Raw genomic sequence first — 17,103 nt, forward strand, 5'->3', positions numbered from 1 at the left:
GGAATGGATCGTGTACAATGATACTGGGCCTCCTGCGGCTTGATTTCCGACTGCACGGCAACCGTTCCCTCAAGGGAAAACGGCAAATTGCCAACAGCCTGAAACAAAAACTCAGGAACAAATTCAACGTCGCAGTGAGCGAAGTTGAAGCCCAGGACAGCCTGGACAGATTGGTTCTTGCCGTGGTGACGGTCTCACCGGAATCCCGGCGGGTGGAAAGCCAACTCCAAAAGGCTCTCAATCACGCACAGGCCGCTACCAGCGAGGAACTTATCGACTCGCAGGTAGAGATTTTCAGCTCCGGCAACGACGCCGACGAATTTTTATAGAGGTAGCAAATGCAACCCTCCGGATCACGCAGAGCCCACAAGCTGGGCGACCAGATCATGCGCATCGTGGCGCAACTCCTTGCCACCGAAATCGATGACCAGCGATTGGCCATGGTGTCGGTAAGCGGCGTGCGCATGAATAAAGACATCTCCATTGCCGAGGTGCTCTATTCGGTACCCATGGGCTCAGACCCCGTTGAAATCGAAGCTGCATTCAAAAAATCTGCAGGCTTCTTCCGCTCCCAGGTGGGACGCGCCTTGAAAAGCAAGTACGTGCCTAAGATCATCTTCAAGCGCGACGACTTCCTTGAGGAGATGGTTTATGGACAGCCCGATCAAGGCCATTAGCCAGCGCCTGAGAGACGGCGAATCCTTCCTTATTGTTGCCCACAGCAGCCCCGATGGTGATGCCATAGGCTCCAGTACCGCCCTTGGTCACATCCTTCAGTCAATGGGCAAGCGAGTCGTGCTATACAACGAATCCCGTTTGCCCAAGCCCTTTTGCTGGGTGCCCCTGCCCTGCCCACTGGTACAGGACGTCCCCAACGAAAAGTTTGATTGGATCATCTCCCTGGACTGTGGCGACAAGCACCGTATGGGCTCGGCGATGGCCGAAAACTTCGGGGCAAAAGGAACCATCAACATCGACCATCACCTGGGCAATCCCGAGTTCGCCGAAATCAACTGGGTGGACACGGGATACGCTGCCGTGGGCGAGATGATTGCCGTTCTGGCTCGCGAACTGGATATGCCTCTGTCCGACAAGCTCGGAGAATGCATCTATCTAGCCATCGTAACGGATACCGGTTCCTTCAGCTTTGGCAACACCAGTCCCCGCACGCTGGAACTGGCGGCAGAAATTCTTCGCCAAGGGCTCGATCCTTCCGCTTTCGTGGCCAATCTCCAGAACCAATGGACACTGGGCCGCATGAAACTCTGGTCCCGCATTTTCGCCCAAGCTGAGCTGCACTGCGCTGGTCAACTTGGTGTGATCCATATCACCAAGGAAATGTTCGAGAATACCGGCACCAGTAGTGAAGACACCGATGGTGTTGTGAATTTCATCGGCCGGATCAAAGGCGTTAAAGCTGCCATCCTGCTACGGGAAGACTCCCCAGAGCTGACCAAGATCAGCCTGCGCTCCACCGGGGACATCAATGTTCAGGCCATTGCTGCCGAACTCGGTGGCGGAGGCCACAAGAACGCCTCCGGTTGTGCGGTACACGCCCCCATCGACAAAGCTGAGCAGACCGTTCTTGAAGTCGCTGCCCGTCTATTGGGATGCCCAAGGAAAACTGATGGGTAGAAGTCGCAAACGCAGCAAGGAACAGCTGGACGGCCTGCTGGTTCTGAACAAACCAGAAGGCCCGACCTCAGCCGGTTGCTTGACAATGATCAAGCGAGGCTTACATCAGGGCAAGATTGGACATGCCGGAACCCTGGATCCGATGGCCACAGGGGTCCTGCTTGTCTTGCTGGGACATGGCACCAAACTCGCCCCTTACCTCACCGAAGGTCGCAAGACCTACTGGGGAGAACTGGAGTTGGGAACGGTCACTGACAGCTATGACCGCCAGGGCAAAATCGTCGAGCAAAAGCCGTTTGACCACTTGCCCCCTGAAGATGTAAGGAAGGACGTCCTTTCCTGGATGGAACTCTCCACCCAGGAGGTTCCGCCTGTGTCTGCAGCCAAACATCAGGGCAAGCCCCTGTATGAGTTGGCGCGAACTGGCCAGGAAGTTCCTGTAAAGGTAAAGGATATTGAAATTTTTCATGCGGAGGTCCTGGAAATGGATCTTCCGCGTGTGCGCTTCCGGACAACGGTGAGCGCCGGAACCTACGTACGGTCCCTGGTCCACAGCTTGGGGATTCGACTTGGGTGCGGCGCCATGCTCACCGCTTTGACCCGGGAGCACTGCCATCCCTTCGGACTCGATCAAGCCCATGACCTGGAAACGGTCCTGGACGAGTCCGAACGGTTTCCCGAACGGGTGATTTCCCTTGTGGACGCCCTACCTCACTGGCCCAAGGTGGTCGTGACCGCTGACCAGGCCGCACAGGTTCAAAATGGAACCTGGCTGCCCGTAACGGACACAACCCTGGCTGGTGTACCGGGAGACAAGGCCATGATCATTGACTCCGGCAATACGCCGCTGGCACTGGTCGAAGCCAAGGAAAAGGAAGGCAGCGTGTCATGGTCCATACTCAGGGGGCTCTGGTAGAGATCTCCGCACCCATGGTGGGTGCATCGCATTTAAACGGAGGATATCGCTGTGGTTATGACTGCTGAAGATAAGGCTAAGATCATTGAGGAGTACAGGCAGGAAGAAGGGGACACTGGTTCCCCCGAGGTTCAGGTTGCGCTGCTGACGCACCGCATCGCCTACCTGTCCGAGCACTTCAAGACCCACAAGAAGGATCACCATTCCCGCACGGGTCTCTTGAAGCTGGTCGGTCAGCGCCGCAAACTGCTGAACTACCTGACTCGCAAAGACGTCCAGCGCTATCGCGATCTCATCGCTCGCCTGGGTCTGCGCAAGTAACGCAGCTTTACCAAAGGCCGCTCCGCTTGCGGGGCGGCCTTTTTCCCCGGAAGGTCCAGCGCTGTGAGGTTGCAATGATGGGGCGTCGGTACGACGTTTCATCCTCTCAACTTTACAGCACGTCTCTTCCGGGATTGTCACGACAGACCGCCGTGGCACACTCTCTAAACAAGGACGTGAGTTATGAAACTCGAATTTAATCCCACCCGCGTGACCACTGAGGTCGGCGGCCATGAAATCATCATGGAAACCGGTAAGCTTGCCAAGCAGGCCGACGGTGCCATCTGGGTCCAGTCTGGCGGCACCGTAGTGCTCGTCACCGCCGTGACCCAGGTTCTGCCCGAAGACCGTGGCTTCTTCCCTCTGACCGTTGAGTACAAGGAACTGGCATACGCTGCTGGCCGCATCCCCGGAAGCTTCTTCCGCCGTGAGATCGGTCGCCCCTCCGAGCGTGAAGTTCTGGTCTGCCGTCTGATCGACCGTCCGCACCGCCCGCTGTTCCCCGAGGGATTCCGCGACGAAGTGCAGATCATCGCCCAGGTGCACTCCGCTGACGACACCGTCAATCCTGACATGCTCGCCATCTGCGGTGCTTCCGCAGCCCTGCACATTTCCAAGATTCCGTTCATGGGCCCCATTGGTGCCGGCCGTATCGGCTACGTGAACAACGAGTTCATCTTCAACCCCAGCTACGAACAGGCCGCTATCAGCGAACTGAACATCGTTGTTGCTGGCACCAAGGACGCTGTCGTCATGGTGGAAGGTGAAGCCAAATTCGCCCCCGAATCCCTGATTGCCGATGCCATCGAATGGGGCCACGAGAAGATTCAGCCCATCCTGACCATGCAGGATGATCTGCGTGCCAAGATTGGTCAGCCCAAGCTTGAAGTCATCGCCCCGGTTGTGGACGAGGAAATCAAGGCTGCCGTCGAGGAAATCGCCACTCCCAAGCTCAAGGAAGCCCTATTCATCCCCACCAAGATGGAGCGCTACGCCGCCAAGGATGCCATCAAGGATGAAGTCAAAGCTGCCCTGGCCGAAAAGTTTGCCGATCAACCCGAGCGCCTCAAGGCCATCGGCGGCGTGCTCAAGGACATCACCAAAAAGATCGTCCGCACCAAGATCAAGGAAGACAAGACCCGCATCGATGGTCGTGATCTGACCACCGTGCGCCCCATCGGCATCGAAACCGGCCTGCTGCCCCGCACGCACGGCTCGGCTCTGTTCGCCCGTGGCGAAACCCAGGCCGTAGTTACCGCCACCCTCGGTTCCACCCGTGATGAGCAGCGTACCGACTCCCTGATTGGTGACGACATCAAGCGCTTCATGCTGCATTACAACTTCCCTCCCTACTGCGTGGGTGAGGCCAAGTTCATGCGCGGCCCCAGCCGTCGCGATATCGGTCACGGCACCCTGGCCCTGCGCGCCATCCAGCCGATCCTGCCCCCTCAGGACGAATTCCCCTTCACCCTGCGTGTGGTCTCCGAGGTCATGGAATCCAACGGTTCCTCCTCCATGGCTACTGTTTGTGGTGCTTCCCTGTCCCTGATGGATGCAGGTGTTCCCGTGACCAACGCCATTGCCGGTGTTGCCATGGGTCTGATCAAGGAAGGCGATGAGTACCTCGTGCTGACCGACATCCTTGGCGACGAGGATGCCCTCGGCGATATGGACTTCAAGGTGGCTGGTTCCAGCGAAGGCGTTACAGCCATTCAGATGGACATCAAGATCACCGGCATCCCGTCCGACGTGCTGCGTAACGCCCTGGCCCAGGCCAAGGAAGGTCGCAACCACATCCTGGCCGAGATGAACGAGATCATTGCCGAGCCTCGCCCGCAGCTGTCCTCTCATGCTCCGCAGCTGGAGATCGTTACGGTTAACCCCGAGAAGATTCGCTCCGTCATCGGACCCGGTGGCAAGAACATCAAGGCCATTACCGCAGCAACTGCGGCGTCCATCGACATCGAAGACGATGGCCGCGTGTTCATCTTCGCCCCCAATGCGGAGTCCATGGCCATGGCCCGTGAAATGGTGCAGTACCATGACCAGACCGCTGAAGTGGGCAAGGACTATGAAGGCCGCGTGACCAAGGTCATCGACTGCGGTGCAGTGGTCGAGATCCTGCCCGGCCTCGACGGTTTGGTGCACATCTCTCAGCTGGCCGAAGAGCGTATCGAAAACGTCTCCGATGTGGTCAAGCTGGGTGATACCTGCAAGGTCAAGGTCCTTGAGGTCGAGGCCAATGGCCGCGTCCGCTTGTCCCGTAAGGCCGTGTTGCTCGAAGCCCGCGGCGAGACCATCGACCTGGCCACCTTCGACAAGCGTCCCCCCCGTGGCCCTCGCGGCGGAGGCCGTGACAGCCGTGATAATCGTGGCGGTCGTGGTGGAGATCGTGGTGGTCGCGGTGGCGATCGCGGCGGCAGACGCTAGACTAACCGATCAATAATTCAACAAGGCCGGAAGCGACTCGTTCGCTTCCGGCCTTTTCTATTCCTCTGCCCAAAAGAAAGGCGGTGATGCATTGCATCACCGCCTTTCTTATTCAGCTTATCAGGAACTGCTATTTCTCAATCTTCGCCACATCCGATGCATCGATGGTGTAGCGCAAAATCTGCCCATCCACCCGCACGACCAGCTTGATCACATCGATCCCGACCTTGGCAGGGAAATAGATGTAACCCACTTTGGTGTAATCGGCGGGGACGGGTTCGTTGGACCATCCATAATCGGACAATTCCTTGCGCACGGCACGCTTAAGGTCCCGTTCCGAGCTCTGATAGGTCCCTGCCGCGCCACCGAGCACGGCACCACCAGCAGCACCGATGGCTGCACCCTTCCAGATATTATCGCCACCACCGATGGTCCCGATCAGGGCACCAAGTCCGGCTCCAAGGAAAGCTCCCAGAGCTCCCGTGCGTGACGCATTGGACGTAGTCACCGAAAAACTCTCGGACGCAAAGACCAGGGCCGAGGCCTCATCCAGCGAATACGGCAGATACTCACCGTCGGAGCCAACTCCACGGACTTCTTCCACCTGCACCTCGGGGCTTTGCAGGCTCTTGTTCTTGAAGACCAGAAAAATTGGTTCCAGACCGGCTTCCGTATAATCCATACCCTGTCCGAAATGCTCATAATGTACCGCTCCGATATCCCAGCGAGAGGTCTGCACGGCACCTGACACTTCAGCTGGATCAATCACCTTGCGCGGCTGCGGCAACGGTTTGGTCGCGGCACAGCCCAGAGACAACACAATCATAGTATTCATCAGTACAACGGAACAGATTCGCATCAAGCGTTGGGAAAACATAGTGGCCTCCTTGATCTATCAACTCACCAGGACGCCGGCATACCCAACGACCTGCTCATAATCTCCGCTCACAACACCGGAATTGGTATATTCCACCAGCTCGGCCCGAGACGCACCCAGTGCCTTGGCGACCATCAACCCCATGGTCATGGGCAGGACTCCACACATGGTGATATGCCTATCACGCACCTCACGAAACAAACGCTCCGGGTCAAGGTCAAGCACGGCCTGCAAAGCCAGACCATCCAATTCTCTAGCTTGATCGGCACTCACAAAATGGCTCATGTCTGAGCTGACCACCACGGATACGGGATTTCCTCTCTTCTGTATCACTGCGGCCATGCCAGCGGCGACTTCCCGCAGCACATCCAGCCGGTGCTCGGCCACGGCAATGGGCACGCAGGTAGAAACCGGATTCAATGCGGCCAGAAACGGAACCACCACCTCAAGGGAATGTTCCATATCATGGGCTTTGGTATCCGCAGTCAGAGCCGGGATGTCCTCCAGCAGAGCCTGGGCAAACATCTCTTCCACCCCAAGGCAACCTCCGGGATACAGCCACTTTCCATCCGGCCATACAGCCAGAGGCTCACCCTTTCCTGTGTGGTTGGGGCCAAGCAACAGCACTGTGGAAGCAAGATTGGCTGCCCCCAGCGTTTTGCCCGCCACCGCTCCGGAAAACATATAGCCTGCGTGGGGAACCATGGCTAGCAGCGTTGGTTGAACACCGGGCACGTCCGCCGTGTTTAGGTAACCATTTACCTCAACACTGAGTTCAGCACCATCCGACGTATAGAAACGTCCGGCGACCACTGGCGATCTATCCATGTCGTCCTCCTCGCTGGGTACGAGCATACCATTGAGTATAAGCACGACCAGCGTTACGGCAAAGTAAATAATGATTCAGAAAGGTACGGGGAGACGCACGAAACGAGTTAGAGACCGTTGCTCTGCGGTGAATACTGTCGGGCTGCCTGTTCCAGGGATTCCATTTCCAGATCTGAGGTGGCCATGCGGCCATAGAGACTCCCAGGATCCTTCTTGGAAATATCACTCAGAATTGAGCGCCATTTGGCCGAATTACCACCCTTGCGGTACAAACCGGCCACACGATAGCGCAACGCGGGTAAGCCCGGATTGCCCTCGCCCATCTTCTTTTCGTATTCAGAGGCCCATTTGATGGACTCTCGATAACGCCCGGAGCGCTCGGTGACATCAATCAGGATATTAAGGCATTCCAGAACCTTGGGAGTATCCTGCCCATCAGTCAGTAGAATTTCATAAGCCTCACCAGCATAGTCGTAGGCCTTGCGCAACTGTTTATTGTCCAGGGCGTCCCGCGCCAGAAAGAAAATAGCGTAGGCACGCTGCCGGTCGTCGAGTTCGCGGTCATCTCCCAAAGCCTCCCAAAGGGGGCGACTATCGTCGAAACGTCCCAGATTCTCAAAGGCCAGAGCCTGGGCATAATTCAACTCGCGTTGATAATCCCGTCCAATCTCCCACTCCCTCACGCCTTCACCCACATCCAGCACCCGTTCCCAGGCCTGGTTGTCCACAAAAATTGACAAGGCAAGGCTCATGGCCATTTCGGAATATTTGGGAACCTGCTCCTCATTCATGAAGGGCAGCACCAGTTCCAAAGCCGTACCCGGACGTTCACGCTTCCAGAAAGACAAGGCCAAGGCCAGTTTGGCCGAGGGATCGAGCTCCTTGCTCTTTTCGCGGATAAACCCATAGTCTTCCCACAGATTGACGATCTTGGGGAAGTTCTCATCCTGAACGAGCTGATCTACGATTCGACTGAACGCCTTCACTCCAACGCTGCGAGCGCGTTCCCTCAACTCACTTTCCGGAAACTTATTCTCAAATTCCATGACTGCGGCCATGGAATCCACGTACTTGTTATTCCAGAGCTGCCAGATGGCCATCTTGAGCTGCGCCAGGGGGGCAAGGGGACTGTCCGGATGCTCCTCCACGATCTGCTGATAGATCTGCGCCGGCTTCAGATTGAGGGGCCGATCAAAGATGGAGAACATCTGCTCCACGGTCGGCTCGTCGTAAACGCCCTCTTCGGCAAGACGCATCTTGGCAATGAGCCCGCCTTCCCGGTCCGGGAAATCAGTAACGGCTTTTTCGTACAACTCGCGCGCAGCCCCATCACGGCCGGTCTTGATGTAAATATCACCGAGCTTTGCCAGGATGATATCCGATTCGTCACCGTTGGGATCGATATTGTAGTAGGTCCAATAATCGCTTTTGGCCTTGTCGTAGTCTTCAACGGAAAAGGCAGCGTCACCCAGCAGGCGCAAGAACGGGGGAAATTCTACATAGAACCGGGGCCAGCGCTTTTCGATATAGTCCACAATCTGAAAAGCCTGTTTGTCATATCCCAATTTACGCAGTGATCGCGCTAACCCGAGGGAGGCCTCGCGCACGAACTTGCTGTCCGGAAAGACCTGGACCAGATACTGAAATTCGTCGGCAGCCTTCTGATAGTCACCATTACGGTAATGATGGTCACCCCAGTAGTAGTAGGTCAGAGGAACGTTGGGATCACCCTTGAACTTGTCACGAAGGATACGGAAAAACGCCTCGGCTTCGGGGGTATTGCCCACCTTCAGATTGATCACTCCCCGCCTGAGCAAAGCTGCGGGAACCCGCCAGGAATCGAGGTTGAAGTTGACGGCTGCCTCATAGGCTCCATTGATGGGATCAAAATTCTCTTCGAGTTCGCCCTTGTGCTTGGCGTAAAGGGCATCGGCCTTCGTGTAGAGCGCTTCCTCGCGCATTCCTTCAGGCAGCTTGCGCTGACGCAACAGCGTATCCAATTCCTGGATCGCGCCGTCATAGTTACCGGAGCCCATGGCGGACTGAGCCGCAAACAGGACCTCTTCCAAAGCCTCTTTGCGGACGACTTCAGCATCTGTCAGAGGTTTCTCGCCTTCGGTTTCGGTCACCTCCATCTCGGATTCCATGGCCGGTTCGCCAGCCTGATCGGAGGCCGGAACAACAGCTGGCACGGCGTCGGGCTGAGGTAAAGGAGCCTTTTCTGCAGCGCTGGGCAACGGCTGCTCGCCCTGAGGCGATACTGCAGCAGTATCGGTTGGGGGCTCGTCCTGATCTCCTATTTTCATGCGAACGCCACTGCCAGCCATGGGAATGGAATCAGCTTGCGGAGTCACGGCTGCGCCGCGAAACTTCGATTTTGGGGCTGTCTCGTCAAGCAGGTTCCTGACCATGCGTTTGACGATTTCCTGCTGACTGGGCCGAGGAGCAGTCACGACTTCCTTGTCCGAATCAGACTTTGGAGGCAACAGAGGTTCAGCTTCAACAGGCGTTACCGGTGCCTCAGGACGAGAAGGCGTAGAGGGTTCGACCACCACTTCGAAATCTTCAGGGGCCTCTTCACCCGGGCGAAGGACCCGCCCGCGGAACACATGTGGTAAGCGGATGACCGTACGCTTGCGGGGCGTCAAAGTCGTATCCGGCCTGGAATCACTCTTCATGCGCGGTCTGTCGGTCTGCTGTTCGACAGGCTCGGAAGGCTGTGAACTGGCAGCCTTCATCTCCTGTTGCGCGGAGGGCACATCCGGTTGAGGCTGCACATCCTCGGCTTGCTTTGCTTGCGCAGTTACAGAAGGAGCCACAGTCGGGGCCGGGCGCTCAGACTGCACCTTGACCGGTTCCGGCGCCTCAGGTTTGACGGCAGCTAAATCCTGCTCAAACGGTACGACGGCCTCGGCTCGGGGAGGCTTGGCTGGAGTCTTAATCTCGGGTTTGGCTACTTCTCGTGTTTTGACTGCGACAGCCGGTGCAGCAGCCCCACGTGCAGCCCGCGGTTTCCAGCGAGCTCCCAGAGGATCGGAAAAAACATCCAGAACCAGTTTCCCACGTTCATCCAGGGCAAAGGCCACGTAGCCAAAAGCAGAAGACTTCAGGTTGATCACCACGGCGTCATTGGAGGGACGAATGGTCGACACAAAGCGGGTTCCGGTCAGATCAGGAATGACACCTGCATTTCCCAAGGAACCACCCGGAACGCGAAGGGTCAGTTCACGCTGAGCAGTACGGGACACGGAATATTGGGGGATTTTGTTGCCATCAAAGGCAAAGACAAGCCGTTCCTTGTCAGGATGTCGGCCGAAGCTATAGACCACGGCTCCTGCAGGAGCAGCAAGGACGAGCGCCAGAATTCCCGTCACGAGCAAGAGGCAGGCGGACCTGCAAACATGAAGCGAGCTCACGGCATATCGCTCTGCAAGGAACGTGCTAGACACACGGCTTGCTTCGTTGCCCCACCGGCGCCGCCGCTCAGCCCACTGCATGACGACGGATGCCCCTGTTCCCGGTGACGCCTCGAAAACGTTATTTGATGCCCTTTTTCTTGAGCTTCTCAATCAAAGTCGTGCGTTTGATGCCCAAAATTTCAGCGGCCTGATTCTTCACACCCTTGGCCATGTCCAAAGCTTCTCGGAGAAGTCGTTCCTCGATTTCATCCAAAAAGCCCTTGAGGTCGTCGCCCCTGCCCTTCAAATCCCGTATCTCGGGCCAGACAAAGCCTGCTGGTGCCACAAAGACTGGTTTCTTGGGTTTCTCACCAAGGTTACCCCATATCTTTTCGGGAAGATCTTCGGGCGTGACCTGATCGCCATCACAGAGGATGGACATGCGCTCCATGAAGTTTTCAAGCTCCCGCACATTACCGGGCCACGAGTATCGCAGAAGCATGTCGCTGGCTTCCGCAGTCAGCACCAGGGTCTTGCGATCCTTGCCCGAGCAGAAGCCTTCCATGAAATATTCGGCCAGCAGCATGATATCATCCCCCCGGTTCCGCAAGGGAGGCAACTGCATGGGAATCACATTCAGACGGTAAAACAGATCCTCGCGGAAGACACCAGCTTCCACGTCCTTTTCAAGATCACGGTTGGTGGCTGCCACAACGCGCACATCAACTTTTTTGGTAACAGTGCCGCCGACGCGTTCAAATTCCTTCTCCTGCAGCACTCGCAGAATCTTGACCTGGAGTGAGAGATCAAGCTCGCCGATTTCGTCAAGAAAGATGGTTCCACCATCGGCCAGTTCAAAACGGCCAGGACGGGCTCGGATGGCGCTGGTGAACGCGCCCTTTTCATGACCGAAGAGTTCGGACTCCAGGAGCTCCTTGGGGATGGCCCCGCAGTTGATCGGCACAAACGGCTTGTCCGTACGCTTGGAGTTGGCATGCAGCGCCCGCACCAAGAGTTCTTTGCCCGTGCCGGACTCACCAGTGACGAGTACCGTGCTTTCCGTAGGGGCAACCTTGGCAAGGACTTTAAAGACCTCCAGCAGCGCAGGGCTTCTGCCAATGATTCCCCTGGTATCGATGTCCATCATCACTCCTGGTGGGCGGATCGTTGGGGACGTGACTCCCGTCTATTACATAAGATACATGCTCTTGCTGTCAATTATCTGACAGATTGTCAAGAAAACTTCTAGAATATTTTTTGCACCTTACTTCCCTGTACAGGAACAAGGCAATCATTAATATCCACAACTCCTTGCTTTCAAACAAAAAAACCGCGCCAGAGCGCGGTTTTCATAATTTATGAGCAAAAAAGAAAATCAAACCATTTCATCCATGAACTGACCAATCATTTCGTCCTGAGTCCGAACCACCGCAGCATTGGCCTCAAAGGCACGTTGATTCATGATCATATTGACAGTCTCAGTGGCGATGTCCGTACCCGAAGCCTCGACCATTACGGAACTCTGTTCCATCAAGCCGGTAGCTTCATTCAACTCGGGACGAATGGTCTCCACAAGTGCTGCCTGAACATCCATCTCCTGAATGTCCTGCACGGCCACACCACCCATGTCCGGGCGTTCTTCAAGAATCACCCGCGAAGGGTTGAACTCCTCGGTATTCGCATTGGCGATGTTATTGGCGGTCACGGCCATGTCCACGGAAAACGCGTTCAGGGCCGAGAGCGCTGTATCCATGGTACTGACCATGGCCTCTCCCTCCCGTTGACCGCCCGAAGAAATTCCGGCGGCCTACAGGACTATTGTCTCATAACTCGTTCTCACTTTCAATGCTGGCATAAGCGTTGTGATTATGGATGGATTCCTGACTTTCCACTTCCACGCGATACCAGTCGATCTGCGGATGATCCGACAGAGCCCGGGCTGCTGCCCGCACCACATCCTCAACAAAGGCGGGGTTGGCGAAGGCATCATCGGTGACGACCTTTTCGTCTTCACGCTTGAGCAGTGCATAGACTGGAGACGAACCCGCAGCTTCGGCAATGGCAATCAGGTCCTCGATCCACAAGAACCCCGTATGCCGGGTCAGCACGCGCACAATAGCGCGCTGGCTATGAGCGCCGCCGTCGCAGATGGCCAGCGAACAGGGGCAAACGGTCATGACAGGCACATCCACACCCAGCCCCCAGGTAAGTTGGTCGTCTTCCAACTCACCGGTCAACGTCACCTTGTAGTCCATGGTGCCGGGGCTACCGCTGGCAGGTGCCTTTTTGGTCAGGAAATATGGAAACCTGAAACGGATATGAGCGCGGCGAGCTTCGAGCCTGTCACAAACGGATTGCAAGAGCGTCTTGAAACTCACATAATCTAGAGCCTCGGACCAGCCCTCGAGAGCCTCAATGAAACGGCTCATGTGGGTACCTTTGAAATGTGCGGGCAAATCTACATACAGATCAACCTCAGCGACGGTGTGGCGCACTTCTTCCTTGTCGTCACGAGTGCGCACCCGGACCGGGAGCGAGAGATTCTTCACGCCAACACGGTCAATGGGCAATGCCACATCAGCCGGTCCGCTTTGAACATCTTTCATGGTTTCCTCATCATTGAGATCGTGAATATATGGAGACGGCCACTCAACTTCGGAGTGCCCGGCTCTGGCTACAGAAAACAGCCAGCATCGACCAAAGCCGACGGGCCTTGAAATATGTAACTCCCGGAAAGGTGGTTGTTTGCACCACCTTCAACAACAGTGGATGGGCTTAGACCAGATCTTCACCTGTTGTGGTCAAGCTCAGCTTACCATGCTTAACGCCCTTGGTGGAAATCAACTTCTGTCCCAGGCGGCGGACAACCTCGCCCTGGCCCTTCAAGACAAGCACTTCCAGGCAGTTGTCATGGTCCAGATGAACATGCAACGAAGACATGATGACCTCATGCGCCTCATGCTGCAGTTCAGTCAGTCGCTGGGCCAACTGGCTCTGGTGGTGATCATAGACCATCGTCAGAGTACCAGCGATTTCACGGTCCGTATCCTCCCACTCCTTCTTGACCAGAGTGTTACGAATCAGATCGCGAATAGCCTCGGAACGGGTCTGATAGCTCTGTTCCTCACAGAGCAGGTCAAACTTGTCCAACAGGTCCGAGTCCAGTGAAACGCCGAAACGAATGGTCTTGCCCATGTCGATCCTCCGGGGTGGGTGGTTTACTGAAATATGCCGACGCGTCAAGCGTCTCGTTGAATCTCCAGAATATGCACGGTGACCGAATGGTCCTCGTGGGGGAACCGCCGGGTCAAAGCCCGCTCGCACGAAAACCCGTGCTCGCGCATCCAGCGAATGAAAGGTGGTCCGATATTACGCCCCGGCTCTGCAATCCAGGCCACCCCGTCGGGCGACAGGGCCAGATCAATAAAGCGCCCAACCGGTTCGATAAATCGGGTTTCATACACAATGTCTCCGCCCCAGATCACCCCCGCACGTCCACGGCGTATGGCAGGGTCACGCCAGTCCATCTGCAGCCAAAGAGGCTGGGGCACGGCGTTGGCAGTGGCATTACCCATGGCAAATCGTAGCGGCTCAACCTCGTAATCAAAGGCCACGACCTGCGCTCCGAGACTGGTCCCGACAATGGCGGTCAACCCCAGCCCGCAGCCCATGTCCAGACATGTGCGATTCTGAATGCGCCCGGCATTGTCACACAGCCAATCCGCCAGAGTGAGGCTCGAAGGCCACAACTCAGACCAGTATGGCAGCCGCTCATCACCGCCAAAATCGTCCTCGCCAATGGATTCCCAAAGGGTCTCCAGGTCAGAGGTCCGCTCGATGATCCAACGTCTGCCACAGGCTTCGGGCATCAGCCGTTGTACCGCCTGATCGTGTGCTTCCATGGTCACTCGTTCACTCCGCCGCAACGGCCAAGGGGTTCCTTAAAAAAACGTGCCAAACCTATGCACGCAACGCCTGCTTGATATCTCTGAACGTGTCACGACGTCAACGAGTAGTATCCCGAAAATGCATATTCCAACCAAAAAAACCACCTCAATTTGACAGATCAACAATGGAACCATCGAGACCGCACGCCCTAAAACAACGCTCACGAGTCAAAACAAAGTCAAGATCACTATCATGGGAAGCGGCAATACAGGCTTCACAGAGGGTGGGGAGAATGACGGTACGCCCAGGATTGGCCCTGAGCGCCCAATATCGAATTGCGAAAAGATCATTCGCCGTCCACCTCCGCTGACTGGAGGATGTTTCCAATACCTGCTCCAAAGGCGACACGGCATCCTCTCCCTGAGCCATGCCTCTAAACATCATAACCGACAACAACAGAACAAAGACTACAATTCCATAACGCATGCCAATTCCCTCCTTGGTATTCACGCTCCGCTTTACTGCGATTCGTGGATGATGCATCGTGTTGCGCATCTCAAGGATGAAACCTACTGCGGCTTCCAATCTGCAATCCAACGGGATGATTCGATCAACCCGTTCGGCCAGACCGAACGGGGACAAGGTGACACTCATGGAACTCTATCAATTGCGTACATTCATCGCGGTCGCCGAAGAAGGTCATCTGACTCGTGCAGCCAAGCGTATCCACACCAGCCAATCCGCTGTAAGTGGCCAGATCAAGGCTCTGGAAGAGGAGTTCGGAGTACCCCTCTTCACACGCAGCCCCAAAGGCATGATCGTCACCGAACAGGGGCAGACGCTGCTTGCAAAAGCACAACAGGCCTTATCCGCCGCCGATGGCATGCTGGATACGGCCCGGACGCTACGCGCCGAATTGACCGGACTGGCAAGGGTCGGGCTGAACATCAGCGCAGCCCATCGCCTGCGTACGGCGGAAATCATGGAGAGTCTGCGCACAACCCATCCCGGACTGACCGTTCACTTCATCAACTCAATGTCTCATCTCATTGATGCGGACGTGACTGAGGGCAAGCTCGATGGTGGCTTCATGTACGGAGAGCCTTCGAATGAATTGGATGGATTGGAAGTGGATCGCACGAACATGCGTGTTGTTGCACCCGTGCAGTGGAAAGACAGAGTTCTTGGGGCACCACGAGAAGATATTATCCACATGCCCTGGGTCTGGACTCCGCCGGAGTGCCCTTTCAACCAAGTCGCCAAAGCACTGTTCGGCAACGAACAGCCAGCCCCCAACGCCGTGACCATTGCTGATGACGAGGCGCTGTTGCTGGAGTTTGCTGCGGCAGGCAGTGGCCTGGCGTTGATGTGCGAAGATGAAGCCCGTGCCGCCCGTGATCAGGGCAAGATCGTTCTCTGGGAAAAATCCCCCGGGAGCGTCCCCCTCTATTTCATCACGTCACGGCGCCGGTCCGACGACAAACTCATCCGAGCCTTACGATCCTCGGTCCAAGCGGTCTGGCACAAGACGGCCGTCACCGCCTGAGCCCAGCCCCCTACGTCCCTTCGACAGGTTTGTCTTGTGGTGTGCCCTCGGCGTTCGAATCATCCACACCATCATCACCGGGAAGCGGAACAGGAGAAATAATATCACTACCGATATCAGGCTGCGCGCTTTGTGCTGCCATGCCCACAACCAGCGTACCATTCCGGATGGTCGGTTCAGGAGGAACGTAGTCCAAAAGATCGTTGGACTTTTTCCTGGAAACCGGAGGGGCCTTCAACTCCCGCCAGAAACGAGCGGATGCTTGCTGGCTGGCAGCATCGACAAAAGCCCGCCACAACACAATCAACCCGACGCTGAATAGAATCGTATCACGAATGGCGGAGTGCATCAGGTTGCCCTTGGCTTGTGGATCTGCGGTGAAACAACCGCACCCCACATCCAGCCCGCGCGATATATTGAACCACAGCGCGCCCAGGAAAATCAGCAGCAAAAAGGACAGGATGAAGGAAGCCCCGCGGGCAAAACAGTTGGTGACCAACGCAGCCCCACAGACGACTTCCACCCAGGGCAGGATGATCGCCATGGGATTCACCAGCAGATCCGGAACCATTTGGTAATTGTAAATAACCTGCGAAAAATCAACAGGGTGAATGATCTTGCTCACACCTGCCGCCATGAACACCAACCCGAACCCGATACGCAAAATAGCGGTCAGCCAAGTCATTGAGCCACCACCTCCGATTCGCCTCCGGCTTCCACCCAGGCAGCCATGCCTCCGGCAAAGACCACCACGTTGGGATATTCCATAAAACCCAAGGCCAAGGCCAATTCCTGAGCCATGCCACAGGTGATGGAGCTGCAATAGATCACGTACTGTGCTTCCCTGTCATGGGAGGCAAGAACGGCCTCGATCTCATCTTCAAACAGTCCAAGCGGAATGCTCAAAGCACCTGGGATGTGCCCCAGCGCGTAATCGGCCTCATGCCGGGCGTCAATGAACACAGCCTCATTCGCGGCGTGCAATCGCATGGCCTCGGTCACATCGATGTCCGCAACCGTTGCCAGCCCCGAATTGGCAACAATGGTGTCGTCCTCAATATTGAGCCAGGCCAACTTATCTGGATGAAGCTCGTTGGCAGACCAGCCCAAGGCAATGGAGACACTGACCAGGATGATGGCCTGATACAAAAAGACAAGACGCGGTGTATACAGCCTCATGGGCAATCCTCATCTGGTTATTCGATTCACGCAAGCCATATACCTGCCCCAGCTTCCGAGCGCAAATTTTTCATCAAACCTATAG

The 17,103-nt window shown here is 56.2% G+C and carries 18 protein-coding genes; 7 read left to right on the forward strand and 11 right to left on the reverse strand.

Translation table 11 applies throughout. The features are described from left to right. Nucleotides 1-17: 17 nt before the first annotated feature. From EL361_RS06000 to pnp, 6 genes are all read left to right on the forward strand, one after another. Nucleotides 18-329: a DUF503 domain-containing protein gene (locus tag EL361_RS06000; protein WP_126377588.1), complete on the forward strand. Its 312-nt coding sequence runs from the start codon at nt 18-20 to the stop codon at nt 327-329. Nucleotides 330-338: 9 nt separating this feature from the next. After that, the gene (gene rbfA / locus EL361_RS06005) at nt 339-677 is read left to right on the forward strand and encodes a 30S ribosome-binding factor RbfA (RefSeq protein ID WP_126377590.1); all 339 of its coding nucleotides are present in this window, start codon (nt 339-341) and stop codon (nt 675-677) included. Continuing rightward, nucleotides 652-1,635 carry a DHH family phosphoesterase gene (locus tag EL361_RS06010; protein WP_126377592.1) on the forward strand — a complete coding sequence of 328 codons (984 nt, stop codon included), beginning with the start codon at nt 652-654 and terminating at the stop codon, nt 1,633-1,635. The genes rbfA and EL361_RS06010 overlap by 26 nt, the downstream gene beginning before the upstream one ends. Beyond that, entirely contained in the window at nt 1,628-2,551 is a 924-nt protein-coding gene (gene truB, locus EL361_RS06015; RefSeq protein ID WP_126377595.1) for a tRNA pseudouridine(55) synthase TruB, read from the forward strand. Before EL361_RS06010 ends, truB begins: the two co-directional genes overlap by 8 nt. A 51-nt stretch (nt 2,552-2,602) precedes the next feature. Next, complete coding sequence (gene rpsO / locus EL361_RS06020; RefSeq protein ID WP_126377597.1) at nt 2,603-2,872, forward strand: 30S ribosomal protein S15; 270 nt, start codon at nt 2,603-2,605, stop codon at nt 2,870-2,872. A gap of 183 nt (nt 2,873-3,055) precedes the next feature. After that, nucleotides 3,056-5,302: a polyribonucleotide nucleotidyltransferase gene (pnp, locus tag EL361_RS06025; RefSeq protein WP_126377599.1), complete on the forward strand. Its 2,247-nt coding sequence runs from the start codon at nt 3,056-3,058 to the stop codon at nt 5,300-5,302. 130 nt (nt 5,303-5,432) lie between these two features. On the opposite strand, the gene EL361_RS06030 is transcribed toward pnp, so the two are convergent. The 9 genes from EL361_RS06030 to EL361_RS06070 form a co-directional block, all read right to left on the reverse strand. Continuing rightward, the gene (locus EL361_RS06030) at nt 5,433-6,179 is read right to left on the reverse strand and encodes a glycine zipper domain-containing protein (protein ID WP_126377601.1); all 747 of its coding nucleotides are present in this window, start codon (nt 6,177-6,179) and stop codon (nt 5,433-5,435) included. 18 nt (nt 6,180-6,197) lie between these two features. After that, the gene (gene amrB, locus EL361_RS06035) at nt 6,198-7,007 is read right to left on the reverse strand and encodes an AmmeMemoRadiSam system protein B (RefSeq protein WP_126377603.1); all 810 of its coding nucleotides are present in this window, start codon (nt 7,005-7,007) and stop codon (nt 6,198-6,200) included. Nucleotides 7,008-7,114: 107 nt separating this feature from the next. Continuing rightward, a complete protein-coding gene (locus EL361_RS06040) occupies nt 7,115-10,381 on the reverse strand; it encodes a tetratricopeptide repeat protein (RefSeq protein ID WP_232034917.1) in 3,267 nt (1,088 codons plus the stop codon). A gap of 163 nt (nt 10,382-10,544) precedes the next feature. After that, nucleotides 10,545-11,549 (reverse strand): sigma-54 interaction domain-containing protein, encoded by a 1,005-nt coding sequence (locus tag EL361_RS06045; RefSeq protein ID WP_126381323.1) that lies wholly within the window; start codon nt 11,547-11,549, stop codon nt 10,545-10,547. Nucleotides 11,550-11,780: 231 nt separating this feature from the next. Beyond that, entirely contained in the window at nt 11,781-12,170 is a 390-nt protein-coding gene (locus EL361_RS06050) for a flagellar basal body rod protein FlgC (protein ID WP_126377607.1), read from the reverse strand. Nucleotides 12,171-12,228: 58 nt separating this feature from the next. Next, the gene (gene folE2, locus EL361_RS06055) at nt 12,229-13,011 is read right to left on the reverse strand and encodes a GTP cyclohydrolase FolE2 (protein ID WP_126377609.1); all 783 of its coding nucleotides are present in this window, start codon (nt 13,009-13,011) and stop codon (nt 12,229-12,231) included. Nucleotides 13,012-13,180: 169 nt separating this feature from the next. Beyond that, a complete protein-coding gene (gene nikR, locus EL361_RS06060; RefSeq protein WP_126377611.1) occupies nt 13,181-13,600 on the reverse strand; it encodes a nickel-responsive transcriptional regulator NikR in 420 nt (139 codons plus the stop codon). A gap of 44 nt (nt 13,601-13,644) precedes the next feature. After that, nucleotides 13,645-14,307: a class I SAM-dependent methyltransferase gene (locus EL361_RS06065; protein ID WP_126377613.1), complete on the reverse strand. Its 663-nt coding sequence runs from the start codon at nt 14,305-14,307 to the stop codon at nt 13,645-13,647. Between the two features lie 151 nt (nt 14,308-14,458). Then, entirely contained in the window at nt 14,459-14,947 is a 489-nt protein-coding gene (locus EL361_RS06070; protein ID WP_172961649.1) for a hypothetical protein, read from the reverse strand. Between EL361_RS06070 and EL361_RS06075 the strand changes: the two genes are divergently transcribed. Then, the gene (locus EL361_RS06075) at nt 14,946-15,839 is read left to right on the forward strand and encodes a LysR family transcriptional regulator (RefSeq protein WP_172961650.1); all 894 of its coding nucleotides are present in this window, start codon (nt 14,946-14,948) and stop codon (nt 15,837-15,839) included. The genes EL361_RS06070 and EL361_RS06075 overlap by 2 nt on opposite strands. 10 nt (nt 15,840-15,849) lie before the next feature. Here EL361_RS06075 and EL361_RS06080 read toward each other — a convergent pair whose 3' ends face one another. Continuing rightward, entirely contained in the window at nt 15,850-16,524 is a 675-nt protein-coding gene (locus EL361_RS06080; protein ID WP_126377620.1) for a MauE/DoxX family redox-associated membrane protein, read from the reverse strand. Next, nucleotides 16,521-17,018, reverse strand: a complete 498-nt coding sequence (locus EL361_RS06085) for a rhodanese-like domain-containing protein (protein WP_126377622.1) — start codon at nt 17,016-17,018, stop codon at nt 16,521-16,523. The genes EL361_RS06080 and EL361_RS06085 overlap by 4 nt, the downstream gene beginning before the upstream one ends. Nucleotides 17,019-17,103 lie beyond the last annotated feature (85 nt).

It is taken from the genome of Desulfovibrio ferrophilus (assembly GCF_003966735.1).
Lineage (GTDB): Bacteria > Desulfobacterota > Desulfovibrionia > Desulfovibrionales > Desulfovibrionaceae > Desulfovibrio_Q > Desulfovibrio_Q ferrophilus.

Coding starts and splice junctions, on each gene's coding strand:
- rbfA (WP_126377590.1), top strand. CDS start 339: ATGCAACCCTCCGGATCACGCAGAGCCCACAAGCTGGGCGACCAGATC.
- EL361_RS06030 (WP_126377601.1), bottom strand. CDS start 6,179: ATGTTTTCCCAACGCTTGATGCGAATCTGTTCCGTTGTACTGATGAAT.
- EL361_RS06070 (WP_172961649.1), bottom strand. CDS start 14,947: ATGAGTGTCACCTTGTCCCCGTTCGGTCTGGCCGAACGGGTTGATCGA.
- EL361_RS06065 (WP_126377613.1), bottom strand. CDS start 14,307: ATGGAAGCACACGATCAGGCGGTACAACGGCTGATGCCCGAAGCCTGT.
- EL361_RS06050 (WP_126377607.1), bottom strand. CDS start 12,170: ATGGTCAGTACCATGGATACAGCGCTCTCGGCCCTGAACGCGTTTTCC.
- EL361_RS06085 (WP_126377622.1), bottom strand. CDS start 17,018: ATGAGGCTGTATACACCGCGTCTTGTCTTTTTGTATCAGGCCATCATC.
- nikR (WP_126377611.1), bottom strand. CDS start 13,600: ATGGGCAAGACCATTCGTTTCGGCGTTTCACTGGACTCGGACCTGTTG.
- truB (WP_126377595.1), top strand. CDS start 1,628: ATGGGTAGAAGTCGCAAACGCAGCAAGGAACAGCTGGACGGCCTGCTG.
- pnp (WP_126377599.1), top strand. CDS start 3,056: ATGAAACTCGAATTTAATCCCACCCGCGTGACCACTGAGGTCGGCGGC.
- EL361_RS06075 (WP_172961650.1), top strand. CDS start 14,946: ATGGAACTCTATCAATTGCGTACATTCATCGCGGTCGCCGAAGAAGGT.
- EL361_RS06080 (WP_126377620.1), bottom strand. CDS start 16,524: ATGACTTGGCTGACCGCTATTTTGCGTATCGGGTTCGGGTTGGTGTTC.
- amrB (WP_126377603.1), bottom strand. CDS start 7,007: ATGGATAGATCGCCAGTGGTCGCCGGACGTTTCTATACGTCGGATGGT.
- EL361_RS06000 (WP_126377588.1), top strand. CDS start 18: ATGATACTGGGCCTCCTGCGGCTTGATTTCCGACTGCACGGCAACCGT.
- EL361_RS06010 (WP_126377592.1), top strand. CDS start 652: ATGGACAGCCCGATCAAGGCCATTAGCCAGCGCCTGAGAGACGGCGAA.
- folE2 (WP_126377609.1), bottom strand. CDS start 13,011: ATGAAAGATGTTCAAAGCGGACCGGCTGATGTGGCATTGCCCATTGAC.
- EL361_RS06045 (WP_126381323.1), bottom strand. CDS start 11,549: ATGGACATCGATACCAGGGGAATCATTGGCAGAAGCCCTGCGCTGCTG.